The organism is Rhodoblastus sp., from assembly GCF_052145335.1.
Lineage (GTDB): Bacteria > Pseudomonadota > Alphaproteobacteria > Rhizobiales > Beijerinckiaceae > Rhodoblastus.
Map to the genome: position 1 here is coordinate 1 of NZ_JBKQOU010000004.1, position 19916 is coordinate 19916.

The 19916-nt window shown below is 63.9% G+C and carries 14 protein-coding genes, 1 tRNA gene and 1 pseudogene; 9 read left to right on the top strand and 7 right to left on the bottom strand.

What is annotated here, in order from left to right; translation table 11 throughout:
- Positions 1 to 507, bottom strand: a 507-nt coding sequence (locus tag ACLP2E_RS00235; RefSeq protein WP_442464808.1) for a DUF6538 domain-containing protein, incomplete at its 3' end; no start/stop codon positions are given.
- 81 nt (positions 508 to 588) lie between these two features.
- Positions 589 to 663: transfer RNA gene (locus ACLP2E_RS00240), tRNA-Thr, on the bottom strand.
- A 230-nt stretch (positions 664 to 893) separates the two neighbouring features.
- On the opposite strand from ACLP2E_RS00240, the gene ACLP2E_RS00245 reads away from it, so the two are divergent.
- Positions 894 to 1073, top strand: a complete 180-nt coding sequence (locus tag ACLP2E_RS00245; RefSeq protein WP_442464428.1) for a hypothetical protein — start codon at positions 894 to 896, stop codon at positions 1071 to 1073.
- 121 nt (positions 1074 to 1194) lie between these two features.
- Complete coding sequence (murA, locus tag ACLP2E_RS00250) at positions 1195 to 2490, top strand: UDP-N-acetylglucosamine 1-carboxyvinyltransferase (RefSeq protein ID WP_442464809.1); 1296 nt, start codon at positions 1195 to 1197, stop codon at positions 2488 to 2490.
- A 68-nt stretch (positions 2491 to 2558) separates the two neighbouring features.
- On the opposite strand, the gene ACLP2E_RS00255 is transcribed toward murA, so the two are convergent.
- The gene (locus ACLP2E_RS00255) at positions 2559 to 6281 is read right to left on the bottom strand and encodes a hypothetical protein (protein WP_442464810.1); all 3723 of its coding nucleotides are present in this window, start codon (positions 6279 to 6281) and stop codon (positions 2559 to 2561) included.
- 311 nt (positions 6282 to 6592) lie between these two features.
- On the opposite strand from ACLP2E_RS00255, the gene ACLP2E_RS00260 reads away from it, so the two are divergent.
- From ACLP2E_RS00260 to ACLP2E_RS00290, 7 genes and pseudogenes are all read left to right on the top strand, one after another.
- Complete coding sequence (locus ACLP2E_RS00260) at positions 6593 to 7009, top strand: MerR family transcriptional regulator (RefSeq protein WP_442464811.1); 417 nt, start codon at positions 6593 to 6595, stop codon at positions 7007 to 7009.
- 360 nt (positions 7010 to 7369) lie between these two features.
- Positions 7370 to 9157, top strand: coding sequence for an acyl-CoA dehydrogenase C-terminal domain-containing protein (locus ACLP2E_RS00265; protein WP_442464812.1), 1788 nt, complete (start codon positions 7370 to 7372; stop codon positions 9155 to 9157).
- Positions 9158 to 9320: 163 nt separating this feature from the next.
- Positions 9321 to 10529, top strand: coding sequence for an acetyl-CoA C-acetyltransferase (locus ACLP2E_RS00270; RefSeq protein ID WP_442464813.1), 1209 nt, complete (start codon positions 9321 to 9323; stop codon positions 10527 to 10529).
- Between the two features lie 13 nt (positions 10530 to 10542).
- Positions 10543 to 12747: a 3-hydroxyacyl-CoA dehydrogenase NAD-binding domain-containing protein gene (locus ACLP2E_RS00275; RefSeq protein WP_442464814.1), complete on the top strand. Its 2205-nt coding sequence runs from the start codon at positions 10543 to 10545 to the stop codon at positions 12745 to 12747.
- A 37-nt stretch (positions 12748 to 12784) separates the two neighbouring features.
- The gene (locus ACLP2E_RS00280) at positions 12785 to 13405 is read left to right on the top strand and encodes a 2-hydroxychromene-2-carboxylate isomerase (RefSeq protein WP_442464815.1); all 621 of its coding nucleotides are present in this window, start codon (positions 12785 to 12787) and stop codon (positions 13403 to 13405) included.
- 264 nt (positions 13406 to 13669) lie between these two features.
- A pseudogene (gene rpsU / locus ACLP2E_RS00285) lies at positions 13670 to 13891 on the top strand (30S ribosomal protein S21); the annotation flags it as partial.
- Between the two features lie 235 nt (positions 13892 to 14126).
- On the top strand, positions 14127 to 14975 hold the full coding sequence (locus ACLP2E_RS00290; RefSeq protein ID WP_442461113.1) for a tetratricopeptide repeat protein: 849 nt from the start codon (positions 14127 to 14129) through the stop codon (positions 14973 to 14975).
- 73 nt (positions 14976 to 15048) lie between these two features.
- On the opposite strand, the gene ACLP2E_RS00295 is transcribed toward ACLP2E_RS00290, so the two are convergent.
- The 4 genes from ACLP2E_RS00295 to ACLP2E_RS00310 form a co-directional block, all read right to left on the bottom strand.
- Positions 15049 to 15555, bottom strand: coding sequence for an RNA pyrophosphohydrolase (locus ACLP2E_RS00295; protein ID WP_442461114.1), 507 nt, complete (start codon positions 15553 to 15555; stop codon positions 15049 to 15051).
- A gap of 115 nt (positions 15556 to 15670) precedes the next feature.
- Complete coding sequence (locus ACLP2E_RS00300; protein WP_442464816.1) at positions 15671 to 16840, bottom strand: divergent polysaccharide deacetylase family protein; 1170 nt, start codon at positions 16838 to 16840, stop codon at positions 15671 to 15673.
- 213 nt (positions 16841 to 17053) lie between these two features.
- Positions 17054 to 18520 (bottom strand): S41 family peptidase, encoded by a 1467-nt coding sequence (locus tag ACLP2E_RS00305; protein ID WP_442461116.1) that lies wholly within the window; start codon positions 18518 to 18520, stop codon positions 17054 to 17056.
- Positions 18520 to 19845, bottom strand: coding sequence for a murein hydrolase activator EnvC family protein (locus tag ACLP2E_RS00310; RefSeq protein ID WP_442464466.1), 1326 nt, complete (start codon positions 19843 to 19845; stop codon positions 18520 to 18522). Before ACLP2E_RS00310 ends, ACLP2E_RS00305 begins: the two co-directional genes overlap by 1 nt.
- Positions 19846 to 19916 lie beyond the last annotated feature (71 nt).

Consider the following 19916-nt stretch of genomic DNA (forward strand, 5'->3'; position numbering starts at 1 on the left):
ACTGAGGCATACGCGGCGCTCATTGGGATCAGTGGTGACGAGGCGCACCACTTCGGCTTCCACAGGATTGAAGAAACTCTTTAGCGGCCTTGGGCCTCTGGGATCATAACGCGCGCTGATGAACGCATCGCCGTAGCGGCCCTCAAAGTAGGTGTCGAGATAGTCCGCATCCCAGTCGTCGCCTAACGCCTCACCAGGTGAAAGGCCGAGCGCCTTCAGCAGCGCTAAACCGCCCTCCTTCGTTTCCTGCGTAGTGAAGCCGTCGGCTCCGGTCTTTGTTCGAAGCGCCTTCCACATGGCGTCGTCCGCCCGTGCGAGCATAGCCGCTTTCTTTGCCGCGACTTGTGGCAACCGGGTTTGAAGACTGACGCGGCGATGGCGCTTGCCGCCGTGGTGGCCTCGCATGTCTTCAGGAATGCGTCGGTAATAGAAGTAGATGCCGTTCTTCAGAAGGAGGTGTTTCGCCGTCACTGTGAAAATGCCGTCATCAAACAGGATAATGGACACGGTATCACCTCGTGTATCACCACGAGCGACCGATTCAAGAGACTAAACGCCTGATTTCCATTGCAAAACCATCGAAAAGACTGGTGCTGCGAGAGAGGATTGAACTCTCGACCTCTCCATTACCAATGGAGTGCTCTACCACTGAGCTACCGCAGCTGAAGCCTGTTCCCGAAAAATCGCGGACTGTTCGGACGTGCCTGTGATTCTCAAAGAATCGCCCGGCCCGCCGGCAGGCCGGCTCAACAGGGCGCGCGGTTTCTGCCACAGCGAAAGGGTCATGGCAAGCGTCCGTTTCCGGCAAATGACTTTTTGACAACGAAATGAACCCAAGGGATTGTTCGCGACGCTTTTCGCGCCTAGAAGCGCCCGATGCGAAAGCTGGAATAATGGATCCCGAAAAGCCTCCCGTCCCCGAAAAGCCCGCGAAAACCGCCAAGCCGGCGCTGTCGCCGGAAAAACAGGCGCAAAAACGCCGGCTCACCGAGGCCTTGCGCGAAAATCTGCGCCGGCGAAAGGCGCAGATCCGCCAGAGGAAGATCGAATCGGGCGGCGAGACTGGCTCTTGATCTTCTTTACGTCTATATGACGCAGCCGCCGGGAACGGCCCTTTAAGCCGACGGCGGCAAGACGCCCCGTCAAATGAACATCAGCAAAGCGCGGAAAATGGCCGCGCCCGAGCGAGGCGCAATGGATCGCATACGCATTGTCGGCGGAAACCCGCTGAATGGGGTGATTCCGATTTCCGGGGCGAAAAACGCGGCCCTGCCGCTGATGATCGCCTCGCTCCTGACAGACCGGACCGTCACGCTGGAAAACCTGCCGCGTCTGGCCGATGTCAGCCTTCTCGTGCGCATCCTCTCCAATCATGGCGTCGATTATTCGATCGACGGCCGCCGCCAGGGCGAGGAGCAGGACGCCGGACAGACGGTTCACATGACGGCGCGCGAAATCGTCGACACGGTCGCGCCCTATGAACTGGTCTCGCGCATGCGCGCCAGTTTCTGGGTCGTCGCGCCGCTGCTGGCGCGCTGCGGCGAGGCGCGGGTTTCGCTGCCCGGAGGCTGCGCCATCGGCACCCGCCCGGTCGATCTCCTGCTGATGGCGTTGGAGCGGCTCGGCGCCTCGATCGAAATCGACGCCGGCTATGTCGTCGCCAAGGCCCACAAGGGCCTGCGCGGCGCCGAGGTCACCTTTCCGAAAGTCACCGTCGGCGGCACTCATGTCGCGCTGATGGCCGCGGCCCTCGCCCAGGGCACGACCGTGCTGCATAATGCGGCGCGCGAACCGGAAGTGCTCGATCTCGCCGATCTGCTGGTGAAGATGGGCGCCCGGATTCGCGGGGCCGGCCAATCCGTGATCGAAATCGACGGGGTCGCCCGGCTCAACGGCGCCAAGCATCGCGTATTGCCCGACCGGATCGAAGCCGGCACCTACGCCATGGCCGCGGCCATGACCGGCGGCGACGTGATGTTGCAAGGCGCCAAGGCGGAACATCTGAAAGCCGCGCTCGATGCGCTGGAGCAGAGCGGAGCGACGGTCGACGCCAGCGAAGAGGGCTTGCGCATCCGCCGCAATGGCAGCCCGATCCGGCCGGTCGATATTTCGACCGCCCCCTTCCCCGGCTTCCCGACCGATCTGCAGGCGCAATTCATGGCGTTGATGACGCGAGCCAAAGGCGTTTCGCGGATCACCGAGACGATTTTCGAAAACCGCTTCATGCACGTGCAGGAGCTTGCGCGGTTCGGCGCACAAATCCGGCTGGAAGGCGACAGCGCCATCGTCGAAGGCCGCCCCGTGCTCAAGGGCGCGCCGGTGATGGCCACCGATCTGCGCGCCTCGGTTTCGCTGGTGATCGCCGCTCTCGCCGCCGAAGGCGAAAGCATGGTTCAGCGCGTCTATCACCTGGATCGCGGTTTCGAGGCGCTGGAGCGCAAGCTCAGCCGCTGCGGCGCCGACGTGACACGCATCTCTTCCGGCGACTAAACCCGCCCGAATCGACGAACAAGGGCCGCGCTTCATCCGGAAGCGCGGCCTTTTGTCTTCAGGAAACCTCAGAACTTCGACCAGGTGGCGGCTCTGACCGGCGGCGCGGTGAATGCGGCGGCGGAATGACGCGTCACCACCGGCGGATCGTTGCTCGAGGCCGCCGGCGTGCGGGCGTGGAATTCGGCCGCCTGTTTCTTTGCCGCCTCCAGGGTCGGCGCATCAAGCCTTGCGCCGATTTCGTCGCGTTTCCTGGCTGCGTCCTCGTCGCCCTGCTGCGCCGCAATGGCGAACCAGGCGTAGCTTTGCGCCAGATCCTGGCTCACGCCCAGGCCTCGCGCGTAAAGAATGGCGAGATTGTACTGGCTGTCGCGCACGCCATATTCGGCGGCGCGGCGGAACCATTGCGCGGCGGTGGCGTAATCGGGCTTGTCTTCGACGCCTGCGGCCACGACCACAGCCAGATTATGCATGGACCGCACATTGCCCTGGGCGGCGGCTTTTTCATAATAGTCGCGGGCTTTTGCCGCATCGCGCGGCGCGCCGGCGCCTTTTTCGTAAATGGCTCCCAGACGATATTGCGCCTGGGCGAGGCCCTGCTCCGCCGCCTTTTCGAACCAGCCTATCGCCGCCGCGGGGTCGCGGCCGATTCCGCGTCCCTCGGCGAGACGGGCGGCGAGATCATATTGCGCGGCGACGTCGCCCTTGTCGGCCAATTGCTGGAGCATGGCGATTTGCACCCCATTCTGGACGACCTCACCCGGATTGGAGCGAGGCGGAATCGTTCCCACCGCCATGGGGTCGAGCTGGCTGGTTGCAGGGGCCGCCTTGGGCGCGGGCGCTTCGGGCGTCGATTTCTGGACCGGCGCAGCCGGAACGGGCGCGACGACGGGAGCTACGCTGGCCGCCGGGGCCACGGCGCTGGCCGCGGGAGCGACTGCGCTCACCGCAGGACCTACGGCGCTGACCACAGGACCTACGGCGCTGGTAGCGGCGCTTGCGGCGCTGGTCGCGGGCTTTTGAAGCTGCGGCGGGGTATTTTCGGCGGCGGAAGTCTGGCTGTTTTCGGCGCCTGACTCGATCATCGACTGCATCGGCGGCGGGGCATCGTCGAACATGCGATAGATCTGGACTGCGCCGAGAGTGAGCACGGCGACGGCCGTCAGGACCAGCGCCGGCAGGCGACGGCCGCCGGCGGCTTCCCCCCGGGCGCGGGGCGGCGCGAATGGGGAGCTGCCGACAGAAGCGTCAGTGGCCTTGACGGCCTTGTTGCGTTCGGCGTCCGCCTGCTCGGCCGCGGCGCGCGCGGCGATGGCGCGACGGGCGACATCGATGTAATTGGTCTTGGCGGTTTTGGGCGCGAGTTCCGCTTCGTCATGAGGTTGTGAAACGTTCCGCGACGGCGCGCTTTCTTCGTCGTCGTCGCGGCGCGGCTCTTGCGGGCGCTCCGGTGGGCGGCCAGCGCCTGGCTCCATCAGGAAATTGTCGTCGTCGAAGTCATAAGCCGGCGCCAGCGGCCGGGTCGCGGGCTCCGCAGCGGCGGCGGCTTTCGCCGAGATGCGCTCCAGATCGGCCGCGCGGCTTTCGATCACGTCTTCTTCCAGCATGGCGAGACGATCGACCACTTTTTCCAGCGTCTCATGCACCGCCGACAAGGTCTGCTGCGCGCGGCGGTCGGAGGCGTTGTGCTTTTCGCGCAGATCGGCAATTTCGCGAGCTGTTTCTTCGTCGTGCGCGGGAAAGGAAAATTCGGCGAGAGTCTCGCGGAAAAGATCGCGCTCGTTCTGGCGCGACACTTCGAATCGTTGAGCCAGGTCCTCGATCGCGCGCTCCAGCCGGGCGCCCATTTGCGGGTCGCCGCGATCCAGTCTTTCGGAAACTTTCGTCACCTGCCGCTCCAGGGCCTCGAGGGCGCCGGAATCGGCCCGCGGCGCCGTCGCCGCGTCAAGCTTTTCCGCCAGCGCGCGTAACAGCGGCTCCAGCGTAGGCGGCGTCTGTTCCCGCGCTTCGCGGGCGCCGTCGATACGCGCGGCGAGAGCCTGGTGGACGAAATCGAGACGGCGGGAAAGGTCATCGAAGCGCGAATCATCGGATTGCCGCGCCGTGTTCCGCTCGGCGGCGACGCGCTCGACGCGCTCGGCGAGATCGTCCAGCCGCGCCTCGACGCCTCGGCCGGCGTCACGCGTCTGATGCGCTACCTGCTCCAGCTTTTCCTGGAGGTCCGCGACTTGCTTTTCGATCCGCTGCAACGGCTCCAATTGTTCGATTGCGGCGGCGATCGCCCCGCGCAACTCGTCCGATTGGTCGCGGATTTTCAGGAAACCGGCGCGATCGGCCACGTTCGCCAGCCGCAGATGGTGGATTGCCTCCTCAACGTCATGCAATTTCCTGGTGACGCCCTCGAAATTGGCGGAAGCGCCGGCCTCGTTCACAGTGCGCCGCAATTCCTCGGCTAAAGTTTCAATCGGCGCCAGCACGCCTTCGCGCATGCCGTCGAGACGCGAACGTTCGATGCTTTCGCTCAGCTCCTGAACGGCGTTTTCCAGCGATTCCATCCGGCTGCGCGGCGCGACGTCTTCCAGCGCGCGGCTCATGGTGGAGACCTGCCGGGCCAAAGCCTCGATTTCTCCGCTCAAAGCGGGGGCGGAACCGGCGGACGACAAAGCCGCATCGACCTTTTCGGTCAGATTTCGCAAGGCTTTTTCGGCGCCGGCGTCGAGATCGCGCTGGCGCGCGGCGATTTCCGATATGGCGCCGTCGAGGCCCCGTTTGAGCGCCAAAGGCGCGGGACGGGGGTGAGGGCGGTCCAGGCGCGCCAGCAAGGCGTCAAAACGCGGCGCCAGCAGAGCGTCGCAACGCTGCTCCACTCCGTCCGACGGCTTTGGGCGCGACGCTTCGGGTGGGGCGGTCTCGGCTTTTTCCAGGCGGGCCAAAAGGCTGGACAAGCGGCTGTCGGCGCGCAGCCCGGATTCTCCGCCCGAAGCGCCAGGCGCCGGCTCGGCTTGCGGCAAACGAGCCTCGACTTCGGCGAGCCTTTGCCGCAGCGATGCGAATGTTTCCTGCGATGGCCGCAGGCCGCTGGCTTGGCCGCCGTCTTCCTGGCCGCCGCGCCGCAGTTTCTGTTCGATCTCGGCGAGCCGGGCGTCGACCTGCGCCATCGCGTCGGTCCGCAAATGCTCGGCCGATTGAAACAGGCTCGCGACGTTGGCGATGGCGCGCGCGGCGCCGGCTTCGACGCGGCCGGCCTGCTGCTGGAAAGCCGACACGGCCTGTTCGAGCAGCGCCTCGGCGGGGACGGTTTCGCGCCCGCCGGCGGAGTACGGGGGGCTGGCGGTATTTTTCCCGTAAAGCTCTTTCCCGTGAATGCCCTCGGACTCACGGGCGAAAACCTCGCGCGGCGCGTTTTTGGCGCGCGTCCGCTCCTGCGGCGGCGCAGGATGGCGGCCGGCGGCGGGCGGGCGGACAAAAGCCTTGTCCCAGGGCGCGCGTTCGGGCGATGGGGCGACCAAAGGTTCGCGGACCTGCTCGCGGCCGATTTCGCCGCGTCGTCTTTGCGGCGGCGAATTGTCATCCATTTCACGGCTCAGCCGCGCCAATTGCGCGGCCACAGCCTCGAGACGCTCGTCCGCGTCGAATTCCTGCGCGTCGGCGCCCATCTCGGCTGCTCGGTCGGCGATCGCCCGGTTCATCCATTCGCCCAGGGTCAGGCCGTCGCGGCGAGCCGCTTCCTTCGCCGCCTCGCGTACATCGAAATCAATGCCCTTGATGCTCCAGGGAACCGCCTTGTTCATTTTAAGCTTCCCGGTTGAACCGCCGGACCAGAGATTCCGTCCAGAAGATTCTGCCAACGCCGCGCAACCTTCGCGCGAATCGCAGCGCGCGACGGGAGGCGGCCCTCGCCTGTATCTTTCTGCAATTGCGGTAAACAAGCCGTTAAGCCAAGCCTTCAATTGGCCGCTAACCGGGCCGATTTCGGGGCGGAGCGAATTTTCGCCATGCCACCGCACTTCCGTAGCGAAAATCGATTGAAAGTTGTAATGACGCACATTACAACCTTTACGTGCATCGCGTAATGATTCTCTTTCCCTACAGGACTATTGCCATGAGCGCCGCCGCCTTACTCAAAACCCCCGCCTTCGAACCGGAAAACCGCGCAGCCGAACCACTTACAATCGGCGAAGTCTCCCGCCTTTACGGCGTCACCCTGCGCGCCTTGCGCTTTTACGAACAGCGCGGCTTGCTGAACCCAATTCGACGCGGCGGCGCCCGGCTCTATGACGGCGGGCAGAAAATCCGCCTGCAAATGATTCTCAAGGGCAAGCACCTCGGCTTCACCCTGACCGAAATCGCCGATCTGCTCGACGCCGATTCGGGCCGCGACAAAAACGACGATTTCGTCCTCGACGAGAAAATGGTGCTGTCGCAATTGCGCCATCTCGAGGAACGCCGTACGGAACTCGATCAGGCGATCGAGGAGCTACGCACCGCGCATCGAAAACTCGCCGCCGGCGGCCGCTGAGTCCCTAGCCACGGTTCGGCAAACGAAGCGGGGGACTTTTACAAGGCCGCATTTTCAGCAGCTGCTTAGCCTTGCGCGTCCGGCTCAGACCGAGAAACAAGACAAGAAGCTGGTTGGCTCCTCGCCCTGAGGCGTGGGGCAAATAGCTCCCGACTGCAAAAAATCCGGCCCGCCCCGCGCGGGCCTTTTTCGTTTGTTTCGCGCCTTTTTCGCTTGTTTCGCCTTGCAAGCGACCACAAATCCTGTTCTCGCGCATCTCGCCTCTTTCGGCTTGTTTTGCACGAATTAATAGTTTATATATGAACCATAATCGAAAACGGCAAAAGCCACCGAGCTTTGCCCAGCCGGCCGGAGGAAACCATGCCCAGCTACAAAGCGCCCGTCGAGGACGCTCTTTTCCTGCTCAATGACGTTTTGCGGATTGGCGATTTCGGCGATCTCACCGGTTATTCCGAGGCCTCGCCCGACATTGTCGCGGCTGTGCTCGAAGAAGCGGGCAAGCTTGCCGAAGAGCAATTGCAGCCGCTCAACCTGCCCGGCGACCAGGAAGGTTGCCACCGCGCCGGAGACGGCTCGGTCCGCACGCCGAAAGGTTTCAAGGCGGCTTTCGACGCCTATGCCGGCGGCGGCTGGATCAGCTTGCCCTTCGACCCGGAATATGGCGGCCAGGGCCTGCCCTATGTGCTGGCGGCCGCCGTCAACGAATTCTTCTGCTCGGCCAACATGGCCCTTTCGATGTATCCCGGCCTGACCGCCGGCGCCGTCGCCGCCTTGCTGACCCATGGCTCGGAAGAGCTGAAGCAGCTTTATGCGCCGAAGATGATCGAGGGCCGCTGGACCGGCACGATGAATCTCACCGAGCCGCATTGCGGCACCGATCTCGGCATGCTGAAAACCCGCGCGACGCGACGCGACGATGGCTCCTTCGCCATCACCGGCCAGAAAATCTTCATTTCCGCCGGCGAGCACGACCTGACGGAAAACATCGTCCATCTGGTGCTGGCGCGCATCGAAGGCGCGCCCGCCGGGGTCAAGGGCATTTCTCTGTTCGTCGTGCCGAAATTCCTGCCCGACGCGGCGGGAAATCCGGGAATAAGAAACGCCGTGTCCTGCGGCTCGATCGAGCACAAGATGGGCATCCACGGCAATTCCACCTGCGTGATGAATTTCGACGGCGCCCAGGGCTTTCTGCTCGGCGAGGAAAACCGCGGCCTCAACGCCATGTTCGTGATGATGAACGAGGCGCGGCTGATGGTCGGCGTGCAGGGACTGTCGATGTCGGAAGTCGCCTATCAAAACGCCGCGGCCTATGCGCGCGAGCGTTTGCAGGGCCGCTCTCTGTCGGGCGCGAAGAATCCGGAAAAACCCGCCGATCCGCTGCTGGTCCATCCCGATATCCGTCGCGCGCTGCTGGAAATTCGCGGCTTCAACGAGGCCGGGCGCGCCTTGGCCCTGTGGCTGGGGCTGCAAAGCGACATCGCCCATCGCAGTCCGGACGCCAAGGCGCGCGAAAAGGCGTCCGACCTGCTCGGCCTGATGACGCCGGTGCTCAAGGGGGTGATGACCGATCGGGGCTTCGACAATTGCGTCAAGGCGCAGCAGGTGTTCGGCGGCCATGGCTATATTGTCGAATGGGGCATGGAGCAATTCGTCCGCGACGCCCGCATCGCCCAGATCTACGAAGGCGCCAACGGCATCCAGGCGCTCGATCTGGTCGGGCGCAAGTTGCCGGCCAATGGCGGACGCGCGATCACTTCCTTCCTCGCCGAGGTCGGCGGCTTCCTCAAGGCCAACGATGGCGACGAGGCGCTGAAGCCCCTGCTCGGGCCCCTGAGCGCCAGTCTCGGCCATCTGCAGCAGGCGACGCTGTGGCTGATGAAACATGGCGCCTCCGCGCCCGACAATGCCGGCGCCGCCGCCACCGACTATATGCATCTGCTCGGTCTGGTGACCTTGGCCTATCTATGGGCGAAAATGTCGAAAGCGGCTCACGCCAGCCAGGATCCGTCGCGCGCCGATTTCCTGCTGGCGAAGAGGACTTGCGCTTTGTTCTTCGCCGAGCGCATCCTGCCGGAAACCGCCCTGCGCCTCGCCCGCATCGCCACCGGCGCCGAGGTAATGATGAGCCTGCCGGCAGAACTGTTTTAAGTCGGGGCGCTCTTCTCCCCTTGCGGGAGAAGGCGGCTCGCTCGACAGGGCGGGACGGACGAGGGGGCGCCTCGACAAGTCCCCTCATCCGGCGCTTCGCGTCGCACTACAAAACGAATTCCGAAATTCAAAAAACCGATCACTTTCCTACAGGGGAAACGTCATGACGGAAGCTTTCATTTACGACGCCGTGCGGACTCCGCGCGGGCGCGGCAAACCCGATGGTTCGCTGCATGAAGTCTCGACGCTCGGCCTCGCGGTCAGCGCGCTGACCTCGCTGCGCCAGCGCGCCCTGCCCGAGCCCGGACTGGTGGACGATGTGGTGCTCGGCTGCGTCGATCCGATCGGCGAGGCCGGCGGCAATATCGGCCGTGCGGCGGCGCTCGCCGCCGGTTATGGCGACAGCGTCCCCGGCCTGCAGATCAACCGTTTCTGCGCCTCGGGCCTCGATGCGGTGAATTTCGCCGCCGCGCAGATCATGGCCGGCCAGCACGACCTCACTGTCGCCGGCGGCGTCGAGAGCATGAGCCGCGTCGGCATCGGCGCCTCGGGCGGCGCCTGGCCGGTCGATCCCTCGATCGCCGTTCCCTCCTATTTCATGCCGCAGGGCGTGTCCGCCGATCTCATCGCCACCAAGTATGGCTTTTCGCGCGACGACGTCGACGCCTACGCCGTGCAGAGCCAGCAGCGCGCGGCGAAGGCCTGGGCGGAGGGACGCTTCGCCAAGTCCGTCACGCCGGTCAGGGACGTCAACGGACTGACGATTCTCGACCGCGACGAGCATATGCGCCCCGACGCCAGCATGCAGTCGCTGGGGGCGCTGAAACCCGCATTCGTCATGATGGGCGAGCAGGGCGGCTTCGACGCCGTGGCGATCCAGGCGCATCCTGAACTGGAGCGTGTCGACCATGTCCATCACGCCGGCAATTCTTCCGGCATCGTCGACGGCGCCGCCGCCGTGCTGATCGGCAACGCTGAAGCGGGCGAAAAGCTCGGCCGCAAACCGAGGGGCAAAATCCGCGCCTTCGCCAATATCGGTTCGGAGCCGGCTTTGATGCTGACCGGTCCCGTCGATGTGACCAAGAAACTCTTCGCCCGCAGCGGCCTGTCCTTCAAGGACATCGACGTCATCGAAATCAACGAGGCCTTCGCCGCCGTGGTGCTGCGCTATATCCAGGCCTTCGATCTCGATCCCGAAAAGGTCAATGCCAACGGCGGCGCCATCGCGCTCGGCCATCCGCTCGGCGCCACCGGGGCCATGATTATCGGGACCGCCCTCGACGAACTCGAGCGCACCGGCAAGTCGCTGGCGCTCGTCACTTTATGCATCGGCGCCGGAATGGGCACCGCAACCATCATCGAACGCGTCTGATCGGGAGAGAACGATGAACCTGACCCAATTCCGCCTTGAGACGGATTCCGACGGCATTGCTCTCGTCACCTGGGACGTCCCCGGCAAGAACATGAATCTCATCAACGCCGCGATGATGAGCGAACTGGAGCAGATCGTCGACGCCACCACCGCCGACGCCAATGTCAAAGGCGTGGTCGTCGCCTCCGGCAAGGACCATTTCTCCGGCGGCGCCGATCTGACCATGCTGGAAGCCTCCGGCCGCGCGTTGCACGAAGCGACGAAACGCGAAGGCGCGGACAAGGCGATGCAGGCGTTTTTCGACGCCACCTCGAAACTGTCCCTCATCTACAGAAAGATCGAAACCTGCGGCAAACCCTGGGCCGTGGCCATTAATGGAACCTGCGTCGGCGGCGGCTTCGAACTGGCGCTGGCCTGCCATCACCGCGTCATGGCCGATGACGACAAGACCCGCGTCGGCCTGCCGGAAATCAAGATCGGCCTGTTCCCCGGCGGCGGCGGCACGACCCGCGTCGCGCGGCTGATGCCGACGCCCGACGCGCTGCAAATGCTGCTCAAGGGCGACCAGATCAAGCCGGCCGCCGCCAAGGCGAAGAACCTCGTCCACGCTTTGGCGCCCCGCGCGGAAATCGTGCAAAAGGCCAAGGACTGGATCAAGACCGGCGGCAAGGCCGGCGCCCCCTGGGACGTCAAGGAATTCCGGGCGCCGTCCGGAAAAGTGTTTTCGCCCGGCGGCATGATGATCTGGCCGCCGGCCAACGCCATCTATCGCCGCGAAACCTATGACAATTACCCGGCGGCGCGCGCCATCCTGCAATGCGTCTACGAAGGACTGCAATTGCCGATGGATCTCGCCTTGCGCGTCGAGAGCCGCTGGTTCGCCAAGATCCTGCGCTCAAAGGAAGCGGCGGCGATGATCCGCACCCTGTTCGTCTCTATGGGCGAACTCAACAAGGGCGCGCGCCGTCCGAAAAACATTCCCCCGACCTCGATCAAGAAGATCGGCGTCCTCGGCGCCGGCTTTATGGGCGCGGGGATTGCGTATGTGTCGGCGTTGGCGGGCCTCGAAGTCGTGTTGATCGACCGCGACCAGGCCGCCGCCGACAAGGGCAAGGCCCATGCCGAAAGCCTGCTCGCCGCCGCCGTGAAAAAGGGCCGCAGCACGGAAGAGGCCAAGGCGCGGACTCTGGCGCTGATCCAGCCTGCCGCCGATTACGCGGCGCTTGCGGGCGTCGACCTGATCGTCGAAGCGGTGTTCGAGGATCGCGCGGTCAAGGCTGAAGCGACCGCCAAGGCGCTGGCCGTGGTTGGGCCGGAGGCGATTTTCGCTTCCAACACCTCGACCTTGCCGATCACCTCGCTCGCCACCAACTGGCCCAAGCCTGAAAATTTCATCGGCGTGCATTTCTTTTCCCCAGTGGACAAGATGCTGCTGGTCGAGACCATCCTGGGCGAAAAAACCGGCGACCGGGCTCTGGCGGTTGCTCTGGACTTCATTCGCGCCATCCGGAAGACGCCGATCGTCGTCAACGATTCGCGCGGCTTTTTCGCCAATCGCTGCGTCACGAACTATCTGCGCGAAGGCCATCTGATGCTGATGGAAGGGGTCCCGGCGGCGATGATCGAGAATGTCGCCCGAATGGCCGGCATGCCGGTCGGGCCGCTGTCGCTCAACGACGAAGTGGCGCTCGACCTCGGCTGGCGGATCCTGCAGGCGACCAAGGCCGATCTGGGACCACAGGCCGTGGATCCGGCGCAGGAAAAGCTGCTGGAGGAAATGGTGGTCAAGCTCGGCCGGTTGGGGCGCAAGAACGGCAAGGGCTTTTACGATTATCCGGCCGGCGCCGCGAAAAAACTGTGGCCCGGCCTCGCCGATCTCCCGGCGACTAAACTCGATCCCGATACGCTCGACGTGAGCGAGTTGAAACAACGCCTGCTCGTCGTGCAGGCGGTCGAGGCGGCGCGCACCGTGGAAGACGGCGTGGTGACCGATCCGCGCGAGGCCGATGTCGGTTCGATCATCGGCTTCGGCTTCGCGCCCTTTACCGGCGGCGCGCTAAGCTATATCGACTTCATGGGTGTGAAGAATTTCGTCGCGCTATGCGACCGTCTGGCGGCAAAATACGGCGCGCGATTTGCCCCGCCCGCCTTGTTGCGCGAGATGGCGGAAAAGGGCGAGACCTTTTACGGAAGGTTCGGCGTAAAACAAGCGGCGTGAACGGCGCCTGATTCGCAAAAACGACCGGGGATATGAGATGAAGCGAAAGCTTGACGTTTATTTTTCGCTGCTCAGTCCCTGGGCCTATATCGGCCATGGCGAACTGCAGGGTCTCGTCGCCAAACACGGCCTGAAGGTCGATTATCGCCCGATGGCGCTCAGCCAGGTCTTCCCCGAATCGGGCGGCCTGCCCCTGGCGAAGCGCCATCCCGCGCGCCAGAAATATCGCATTGTCGAATTGCAGCGCTGGCGCGAAAAACGCGGGCTGGATTTTCATCTCCATCCTGCCTTCTGGCCCTTCGATCCCTCGCTCGGCGACCGAATCGTCTGCGCCATGGTTCTGGCCGCCCTCGATCCGGCAAAATTCATTGGCGCCGCCTTCGCCGGGATTTTCGAACAGCAGCGCAATCTCGCGGACAAAGCGGAAATCGCGGCGATCCTGCGCGAGTCCGGCTACGATGCGCATTGGCTGGAGCGCGGGGAAAGCGGCGAGGCCGAGATCGCCTATCAGCGCAACCTGGCTCTGGCTTTGGAAGCCGGTGTGTTCGGCTCGCCGTCCTATGTCCTCGACGGCGAGGTTTTCTGGGGTCAGGACCGGCTCGACCTGCTCGACGACGCCCTGACCACCGGTCGCAAGAGCTTCAGCGCCGACGCCTAGAGCCTTTTCCGATCCGACATATATTGGATCGGGGCATTAGATTCCTCGTTCTTACGCGTTTTCTTCACGCGAACCGGCGTCCACTTCGCTTGAAAACGCTTTTAATCCGCGGCGCCTCGCTCTGGACAGGGTTGGCGCTTTCTGCTATCCCGAATGCTAACGGTCCGACGCTCCGTAAGCGTACGAATTTCTTTTCCAATCCGGCTTTCGAGCCCTGACGCTGATGGCGTCGCGGCGGAGGGGCTTTGAACACAGGATACAGGCGTGCAAGTTCTCGTTCGCGATAACAATGTCGATCAGGCCCTCAAGGCGCTCAAGAAGAAGATGCAGCGCGAGGGTATTTTCCGCGAGATGAAATTGCGCGGCCATTACGAAAAGCCCTCCGAAAAACGCGCCCGCGAATCGGCCGAGGCCGTTCGCCGCGCTCGCAAGCTCGCGCGCAAGAAGATGCAGCGCGAAGGCCTGCTGCCGATGAAGGCCAAGCCCGCGGCGCGCTAACAATAGCTGGCCGCGCGCTGATTTTTACGTCTTTGCAGGCAAAGCCCGCGCCCTTCGCTCCCGCGAGGGGCGTTTGTGCTTGTTCGCCTTCTCCTCAGGCGGTAAACGGTTAACAAATTGTTCACCCTGCGCTAATAGCTTGCGCCTCGCCGTATCCCTCCTTCAAGCGTTTTCCGCATGGCAGGGCGACAAGCGAATTGAATCGATCAGATTGGAATTTAGAATGGCGGGCCATCGCAAAATTCTGATTTTCGCTGCTTCGCTGGCTCTGGCGGCGCCGCTCGCCGGCTGCGAATCGATGACCGGCCCGAATAGCGGCCGACGCGGTCCCGGCTACGCGGAAACCTCGAGCGCCGATCCCAAGGCGGTGGAGGCCAATATCGATTCGCTGAACCGCGTCATCGAGAGCCATCCCAACGACCCGGAAGCCTATAATACGCGCGGCGTCGCTTACGCCAAGATCGGCCGTTTCGATCAGGCCATTGTTGATTTCTCGCAAGCGATCAAGCTCGATCCCCATTCCGCCTCGGCCTATACCAACCGGGCTTTGGCCGAACGCCAGACCGGCGCCAATGACGCGGCGCTGGCCGATTTCACCCACGCCATCGAGTCCAACCCCAATCACGGCCCCGCCTATCTCGGCCGCGCCAACGTCGAGCGCGCCCAGGGCCAGCTCGACCCGGCCCTGCACGATCTCGACCAGGCGATCCGCCTCAACCCGGAAAACGCCCAATCCTTCCACGCCAGGGGCTTGATCGAACAGAAGCAGGGGCAGAACGAGCGCGCCGTCACCGATTTCGACAACGCCATCGACCGCGATCCCTTCGCCGCCGCGCCCTATGAGGCGCGCGGCCAGAGCCTGCTGGCCCTGGGCAAATACGACAAGGCGATCGAGGACTTCAACGCCGCGCTCAACGTCGACAACAAGAACGCCGAAGCCTGGGCGAGCCTCGGCCTTGCCTATGAGAAAAAAGGCGACCGCCAGAAGGCGCTGGAAAACTATCAGCGCGCGCTGTCGCTCAACGGCGACGAACCCACCGCCCGCGCGGGTATGAGCCGCGTCCGCGGCTAGAGCCTTTTCCGATCCGGTTGAATCGATCTGGGCTCCGGCTCCCACCCGAACCACTACGCTTCCCTGCGGAAGCTTATCCCTCCTCCGCCAGAGGCGCGAATTGCGCGCAGACGGCCTCATAAACCTCGCGTTTGAACGGCACGATCAATTCTGGCAGGCGCTCCAGGCGCTCCCAGCGCCAGGCGTCGAATTCCGCCTTGTGCCTGCCGCCGTCGGGCGCGTCGATATCGACCTCCGAATCCTCTCCAGTAAACTTGAGGGCGAACCATTTCTGCTTCTGGCCGCGATAGCGCCCCCGCCAGCTTTTTTTCTTGGCGTCCGAAGGCAGGTCGTAGCTGAGCCAGTCCGACGTCTCGGCGAGAAAACTGACGCTGTTGACGCTGGTTTCTTCTCGCAATTCGCGCAAGGCGGCGTCGTAAGGCTCCTCGCCCTCATTGATCCCGCCCTGAGGCATCTGCCATTCATATTGAGCCGCGACCAGGTCCGGTCCACGCCGGGTCTTGCGCCGGCCGACGAATACCAGGCCTTGCGGATTGATCAGCATGATCCCGACACAGGGACGATATGACTGGGGATCCATCGACCACTCACCTCTTCTCGCCAGACAAAACGTTCTAAAGCGAAGCGTATACCGGTTCGGTCCGCGTTAGCGAATACGCATAAAATCAAAAAACTAGAGTCTATTCCGATCCGATTCAATCGGGTCGCGATTGGCTCTTATCCGCCGGCGTCGAGCTTTTATCGCGGATCGCCGCGGAAAGCGGAACGAGCGCCAGACCGCGACGCTCCAATTCGGCAGCGAAACGCGCGATGCGCTCGTTGGCCGCCGGCAAACCAGCGGCATATCCCACCGCAAAACCTTTCTCGCGCGCCAGCGATTCCAGCCGCGCCAAAGCCGCGTCGATCGCCTCGGGCCGCAGCGATTCATCGAGACGCAGATCGGCCTTGACGAAGCCTACGCCATATTGGCTGGCGATGGCGCCGGCGACGCTCTGCGGCGACGAACCGTCGTCGACGAAATCGAGCCCTCGCGCCGCCAGTTCGCGCATGAAACCCTGGGTCGCGACCTGGTTTGCGGTGAAACGGCCGCCGAGAAAATTCATCACGCCGGTATAGCCGACGAAACGTCCCATCTGCCAGTGCAAATCTTCGGCCGCCTTGGCGCTGTCGGTGGCGCTCAGCACATGCGGTCCAAAGAAATCGGCGCTGTTGAACGGCTCCATCGGCGACTGGAGCAGGATTTCATGCCCCGCTTCGCGCGCCGCCGCCGCCTGCGCCGCCAGATCCGCGCCATAAGGCGCGAAAGCGAGCGTGACGGCCGCCGGCAGGCTCGCGATAGCCTCTCTGGTCGCCGCGGGATTCAAGCCCATGCCGCCGACCACCAAAGTTATGCGCGGCGTTCCGGGCTTGATCGGCGGCTGCATGGCCTTCGGGCTGGCGTAAACGGAAGAAGGCGAGGCGCCGTCGGCGCCGCGTCGCGGCAGCAGGCCGTAACGGCTGTCTTCGACCAGCCGTCCATCGGGCGCCGGCTTCAGCGCCGTCCCCGGCGCCCTGATGATCACCGAACCGGGCGCCGTCCCGCCGCCGCGAAAGACTTTTACGCCGCTTTCCGTCTCGACCTGTTGCGCGGATTCAACGCCGTCGTAGCTGGCCGATGGCCGCGCGGCGGCGGACGAAGACGGCGGCGCCAGCGGCTGAATCGGCGCGACCGCCCCCGGGTCGATTTTTCCGCCGATCAGGCCAGCGGCAATTCCGAGACCCGCGAGTCCAAGGACCAGGGAGGCAACCAGCCAGTGCCGTTTCCGCACGTTTCGCGGCGGCGGCTCCCGGTCCACTCCTAGCGGGCGGTTGAGATCGTTAAGCATGGTTTTTTCGCCAGCAATTCAAATCGCAATAAAAGTTCGCTCCGATAAGCTTTAGGCTTTTTTCATCAAATGTGACAGATTTTCGCGGCAATCCCGATGAAATCGGATCGTTATTCCGGCTTTTCGTTTTACGCTCCATATCGCAAAAAAAAGCCCCGGCCGCTGCGACCGGGGCTTTAAATTTCTACTGGCTCCGTCGAGGCCGAATCGGGATCAGTTCGGCTGGGTGGCCGGGCCCTGCCTGAGCACCGGTTCGGGCGACCCGAGCGGCGGAATCACCACCGGCGCATCGGGCGCCTTTTCGGTCCTGGGGGCTTCGGTCTTGGGCGCCTCAGCCTTGGCGGCATCGGATTTCACCGCCTGGACTTTGGCCATTTCGGACTTCAGAGCCTCGGCGGTCTTGACGCCGCGCAGAAGATCGAGGGCGGCGTGCAGCGCCTTGTCCTTGGCTTCGTCCGCGGGAACATAGGCTTGGGAGCCATGCTCCTCGGCATCGCCGTTCTTCAGATGGCCCTTGAGCGAAGCCTCGCCCTCGGTCGCGTCCTTGCCCTTCAACTCGTCCGGCACGTCCTCCAGCACCTGGATGTCCGGCTCGATGCCCTTGGCTTGGATCGAGCGGCCCGACGGCGTGTAATAACGAGCCGTGGTCAACCGCAGGGCGCCGTTGCTCTGGCCGAGCGGGATAATGGTCTGCACCGAGCCCTTTCCGAAGGAGCGCGTGCCGATCAGCGTGGCGCGCTTGTGATCCTGCAGCGCGCCAGCGACGATCTCCGAAGCCGAGGCCGAGCCGCCGTTGATGAGCACGACCACCGGCTTGCCCTTGGAAAGGTCGATCGGGCGGGCGTTGTAGCGCTGCGTTTCGTCTGCGTTGCGTCCCCGCGTGGAGACGATCTCGCCATGATCGATGAAGGCGTTGACCACCGCCACCGACTGGTCGAGCAGACCGCCGGGATTGTTGCGCAGGTCGAGGATATAACCCTTGAACTTGTCCGCCGGGATGTCGTGCTGGATCTTGGCCAGCGCCTCCTTGAGGCCGTCAAAGGTCTGTTCGGTGAACTGAGTGATGCGGATATAGCCGACATCGGGCTGATCGACATGCGAGCGAACCGACTTGATCTGGATGACCGCGCGAGTCAGCGTGACATCCACTTTGTCCTTCTTGGGGCCGCGCAGAACAGTCAGCTTGACGTTGGTGTTAACGTCGCCGCGCATCTTGTCGACGGCCTGGTTGAGGGTCATGCCCTGCACGTTCTCGCCGTCGATGGCGGTGATGAGGTCGCCGGAGAGAATGCCGGCGCGCGCCGCGGGGGTGTCGTCGATCGGCGCGACCACCTTGACCAGGCCGTCCTCCTGCATGACTTCTATGCCGAGGCCGCCGAAGGCGCCGCGCGTCTGCACCTGCATGTCCTGGAAGCTTTTGGCGTCCATATAGCTCGAATGCGGATCGAGCGAGGTGAGCATGCCGCTGACCGCCGCCTCGACCATTTTCTTGTCGTCAGGCTTTTCGACATAATCGGCGCGGACTTTTTCGAATACGTCGCCGAACAGATTGAGGTCGCGATAGACGTCCGAGGCGGCGGCTATGGCCGAACCGCCGCGCAAGGAACTCGTCTGAGAGACAAGGGAGACGGCCGAGGCGCCCATGAGGACGCCGAGCAGGACCAGAGATGTTTTGCGCATTATCCGCGAACCCTTTGAATTTCCGGTTTCGTCCACCATGGACCCGGATCGATTGCCGCCCCGTCTTTGCGAAACTCAACATAAAGCACCGGCTGCGTCGCCCCAATTGCGACGGCGGCCGCCGTTTTCGCCATCCCGTCGCCCATCGAGCCGACCGGTTCGCCGGCAAGCACGAACTGGCCGACGGCCACGTCGATATGCTGCAAGCCCGCCAGCACGACATAATAACCGCCGCCAGCGTTGACGATCAAGAGCTGCCCATAGCTCCGCCACGGCCCGCAAAATGCGATATAGCCATCACTTGGCGACGAAACAATGGCGCGCGGCCTCGTCGCGAGAGAAAGTCCCTTTTCCACGCCGCCGAATTCGCTCGTCGCGCCGAAATATTTGATCACGCTGCCATTGGCCGGCAGCGACAGCATGCCCTTGGCGTCGGCGAAGGCGATGGCCGGGGCGAGACGCGCCGGATCGCGCAGGGCGGCGCTGGCGAATCGCGCCTTGGCCTCCTCCGCCGCCTCCGCCGAAAGTTTTTCACGTTCCTCATCGGCCTTGCGCGCCTTTTCGGCGGCGTTTTTCGCCGATTCGAGCTCGCTTTCCATTCGCGCCATCAGATCCTTCAGGCTGGCGGCCTGATGGCTGAGTTTTTCCGCCCGCGCCCGCTCGGCCGCCAGCGCTTCCTGCGCCTCGCCGATTGATTTTTGCCGTTCCGCGATCAGCGCCTCGAGGCGCGCGCTTTCCTTTCGCCGCGTCGCCGTCTCCGTCGCCAGGTTTTCGCGCTCGCCCGCGATGGAGCGGCGCAGGTTGACCAGATCCTGCAGATCATTGGCAAGCGCCTCGGTCTCGTTGCGCAATTGCGGCAGCACCGCGCCGAGCATCATCGAGGCGCGGATGGCGCGCAAAACATCCTCCGGTTGCGCCAGCAAAGCCGGAGGCGGCTTGCGGCCCATGCGTTGGAGGGCCGACAGAACTTCAACGAGCACATCACGCCGGCTGTCGAGCGAACGGCGGATCGCCGCCTCGCTGCCGGTGAGCGTGTCGAGCCGGCTCTGCGCCTCGGCGGCTTTGTTTTCCGCTTCGTCGATCTTCTGCTTGGCGTCGAGCAAAGCCTTGGTCAAAGCGGCGCGATCGTTCTGGAAGGAGGCGATTTCCTGCTCGATCTTTTTGCGCTGCGCCTCCGATTGCGCCAGCGTGTCCTGCACACCCTGGAATTGCACCCGCTGGGCGTCAAGATCGGCGGCTTTCTTGTCTTTGCCCTGGTCTTGCACGACGGGCGACGGGGCCGGATTTTCCGCCCGCGCGGGGAAGCAGGCGAGCCAGACAAGCACGACTATCCGCGCCGAATGTGGCGCGGCTTGGCCGCTTCGCTTTTGTCTTCCCGGATTCATCGCCGCCGTCC

Coding starts and splice junctions, on each gene's coding strand:
- ACLP2E_RS00245 (WP_442464428.1), top strand. CDS start 894: ATGGATCCCGAAAAGCCTCCCGTCCCCGAAAAGCCCGCGAAAACCGCC.
- murA (WP_442464809.1), top strand. CDS start 1,195: ATGGATCGCATACGCATTGTCGGCGGAAACCCGCTGAATGGGGTGATT.
- ACLP2E_RS00255 (WP_442464810.1), bottom strand. CDS start 6,281: ATGAACAAGGCGGTTCCCTGGAGCATCAAGGGCATTGATTTCGATGTA.
- ACLP2E_RS00260 (WP_442464811.1), top strand. CDS start 6,593: ATGAGCGCCGCCGCCTTACTCAAAACCCCCGCCTTCGAACCGGAAAAC.
- ACLP2E_RS00265 (WP_442464812.1), top strand. CDS start 7,370: ATGCCCAGCTACAAAGCGCCCGTCGAGGACGCTCTTTTCCTGCTCAAT.
- ACLP2E_RS00270 (WP_442464813.1), top strand. CDS start 9,321: ATGACGGAAGCTTTCATTTACGACGCCGTGCGGACTCCGCGCGGGCGC.
- ACLP2E_RS00275 (WP_442464814.1), top strand. CDS start 10,543: ATGAACCTGACCCAATTCCGCCTTGAGACGGATTCCGACGGCATTGCT.
- ACLP2E_RS00280 (WP_442464815.1), top strand. CDS start 12,785: ATGAAGCGAAAGCTTGACGTTTATTTTTCGCTGCTCAGTCCCTGGGCC.
- ACLP2E_RS00290 (WP_442461113.1), top strand. CDS start 14,127: ATGGCGGGCCATCGCAAAATTCTGATTTTCGCTGCTTCGCTGGCTCTG.
- ACLP2E_RS00295 (WP_442461114.1), bottom strand. CDS start 15,555: ATGGATCCCCAGTCATATCGTCCCTGTGTCGGGATCATGCTGATCAAT.
- ACLP2E_RS00300 (WP_442464816.1), bottom strand. CDS start 16,840: ATGCTTAACGATCTCAACCGCCCGCTAGGAGTGGACCGGGAGCCGCCG.
- ACLP2E_RS00305 (WP_442461116.1), bottom strand. CDS start 18,520: ATGCGCAAAACATCTCTGGTCCTGCTCGGCGTCCTCATGGGCGCCTCG.